The 2,358-nt window shown below is 69.5% G+C and carries 3 protein-coding genes and 1 pseudogene; all 4 read right to left on the bottom strand.

Annotation, left to right across the window (positions count from 1 at the left end; translation table 11 throughout):
* A partial coding sequence (locus ACOADB_RS12005; protein ID WP_378598553.1) for an SDR family NAD(P)-dependent oxidoreductase occupies positions 1–467 on the bottom strand: 467 nt, incomplete at its 3' end.
* A gap of 15 nt (positions 468–482) precedes the next feature.
* Positions 483–1,226 (bottom strand): hypothetical protein, encoded by a 744-nt coding sequence (locus tag ACOADB_RS12000; protein WP_378598550.1) that lies wholly within the window; start codon positions 1,224–1,226, stop codon positions 483–485.
* Positions 1,223–2,062 carry an alpha/beta fold hydrolase gene (locus ACOADB_RS11995; protein ID WP_378598547.1) on the bottom strand — a complete coding sequence of 280 codons (840 nt, stop codon included), beginning with the start codon at positions 2,060–2,062 and terminating at the stop codon, positions 1,223–1,225. Before ACOADB_RS11995 ends, ACOADB_RS12000 begins: the two co-directional genes overlap by 4 nt.
* A pseudogene (locus ACOADB_RS11990) lies at positions 2,059–2,358 on the bottom strand (hypothetical protein); the annotation flags it as partial. The gene ACOADB_RS11995 and the pseudogene ACOADB_RS11990, both read right to left, overlap by 4 nt.

Raw genomic sequence — 2,358 nt, 5'->3', positions numbered from 1 at the left:
CGCAGGGCATCGGCCAGTGACTCGAGGGCGTACTTCGAAGCGCTGTAGGCACCCGTGCCCGGAAGCGTGATCAGTCCACTCACCGACGACATGAACACCACGCGCCCGCGGGCCTTCCGGAGCTGCGGCAACACCGCCTGGACAACGGCGATCTGCGAAGTGACGTTGACGTCCAGCTGTCGCGACAGGTCGTCGAGCGCAAGGCTCTCGACAGGCCCTTGCACGATGATCCCCGCGTTGTTGACCACGGCATCGAGCCTGGCAGGGAGGTGTTCGGGCAGTCCGGCAACAGCCGCCCGGTCAGTGACGTCCAGCTGGACGGGGTGCACGTGCGGCAACTGCCCGAGGGCGCTGACGTCGGCGGCCGATCGGGCAGTCGCGTAGACGTCCCAGCCCCGGGCGCTCAGGTGTCGGGTGATGGCCAGCCCGATCCCTCGGCTGGCACCGGTCACCAGTACGGATGGCATGGGGTTGCTCGATTCTCAGAGGCCGGCGCGGTTGGCTGCCGGTAGCTGGGGGAACGGCGGCCGGTCGATGCCGAGCGACCCCGTGGCCGCCAACGGACGGGCCTGCAGGAACACCCCGACGCGATGGGTCTTCGCCTTGATCGCGTGCTTGAGCGCGCTGGCATGGCCGCCGGGCTTGTAGGCGAAGTCCTGGGCGAGCGCGTAGGTCTTCCACAGGCTGATCGAGGTGTGCTCATACGGCAGCTGTGAGGAGATGTCGATGCTGCCGCGGTGCCCGGGGTGGTGGGCCGCCCGGCTGGCCGCATGCGCGTTGTTGCGCACGAACTCGATCAGGTCACCGCGCCGGAGGATGCCGTGCACGATGGCCACCATCGGCTCGTCGTCGGTCAGCGGGGCCGCCCCCTCGGTGCGCGGCTCCCAGCCGTGCCAGTCGTTGCGTTCGGACTCGGAGTCGATCCGGACGCGGACGATCTCGCCGTCGAGACTGAACCGCCCAGGCCCGTCGATCGTGCGCCGGAGCGGCCCTGCGAACGCGGCCTCGGCCGCTTCGGCCGACTCCCACGCAGCGACAAGAGCACACCCGCCCGGCACCAGCCCGGGAACCACCCGGTGAGTCCCGTTGTTCGAGTAGTTCACGGTCGAGCCCCGCAGGCCGTCGACACCGGCGTCGAGGATGCGCCTGAGGTCCCGTCGCCACCTGATGCGCCCACCGACGGGACGGGTGAAGGCGTCGACGGTCACGAAGTCTGGCCTGCTCATCGGTCGCCCAGGAAGGCAAGCACCTCGGGCACGAACTCGCGGTGGTACTGGAAGACGCCACCGTGCCCCGAGTTGGGATAGACGACCAGCTTCGCGTCGGGGAAGCGGCGCGCCATGTCGGCCGAGTGCTCGCTGGCGACCATCAGGTCGTGGTCGCCGTTGGCCACCAGGACGGGCGACTTGATGACCGACAGGTCGTCGGGGGCATGCAGGCCGCCGGAGGTGATGGCTCGCAGCTGGGCGAGCGCCGCTTGCCGGGTGACCGGCTTGCTCTTGTCGCCCGAGCGCTCGGCGAGGCGCGCGAAGTACTCCTTCGCTGCCTTCTTTCCCTCCGCGTTGCGGGGGAAGAACAGGAAGTGGCGCGGGTCCTTGCGGGTTGCGAAGGCCTTCGCGTAGGCACCGCCCACGATGAACGGCATCTTCCAGATACCGCCACCCCCGCGCGGACCGGTGCCGGCCAGGACCATGCGGCGGACCAGTTCGGGCGCCTGCAGTGCGACCATCTGCGCGACCGCTCCACCGAGCGAGAAGCCGAAGAGATCGACCTCGTCGTACCCGAGCGCCCGGATGAAGGCGATCGCGTCGGCGCCCATCTGCTCGATGTCGTTCGGCACGCGGGAGCCGGTCGAACCGACGCCGCGGTTGTCGAACGCGATCACATGGTGCTGCGCCGCGATCCCGTCGATGATCCTCGGGTCCCAGTCATCGAGGACGGCAGTGAAGTGGTGGAGGAAGACCACGGGCACGCCGGAGGCAGGATCGCCCAGCTCGCGGTAGGCGAACGAGGTCCCGTCGATCGTGACGGTCTTGGTCGGGGTGTCGCGCCAGGCGTTCATGCCAGCTTCTTTCGTCGAGTGCGGGAGGGGGCAGCGGGCATGGGGCGTTCGTCGAGCCGAGCGAGGACGTCGAGGATGCGGCGATCGGTGGCGAACCGGGCATCCAGGCCCGGACCGAGAAGGCCTCGCAGGGCCGAGACGGGGCGCCACACCCGAGGGTGGATGAAGCGCACGGATCGTTGCTCGAGCCCGTCGGCGATGGCGGTCGCAGCGGACGCGGGAGTGACCCGCTTGCGCATCGGATTCGGGAGGGCCGAGAGCAGCTGGAGCACGACGTCGTCCGCGTCGACACCGTT

Origin of the sequence: Nocardioides sp. CPCC 206348, from assembly GCF_048654705.1 — a bacterium.
Lineage (GTDB): Bacteria > Actinomycetota > Actinomycetes > Propionibacteriales > Nocardioidaceae > Nocardioides.
The sequence above is the reverse complement of the archived record's forward strand: the minus strand, read 5'-3'. Positions and strand labels throughout refer to the sequence as shown.

Coding starts and splice junctions, on each gene's coding strand:
- ACOADB_RS12000 (WP_378598550.1), bottom strand. CDS start 1,226: ATGAGCAGGCCAGACTTCGTGACCGTCGACGCCTTCACCCGTCCCGTC.
- ACOADB_RS11995 (WP_378598547.1), bottom strand. CDS start 2,062: ATGAACGCCTGGCGCGACACCCCGACCAAGACCGTCACGATCGACGGG.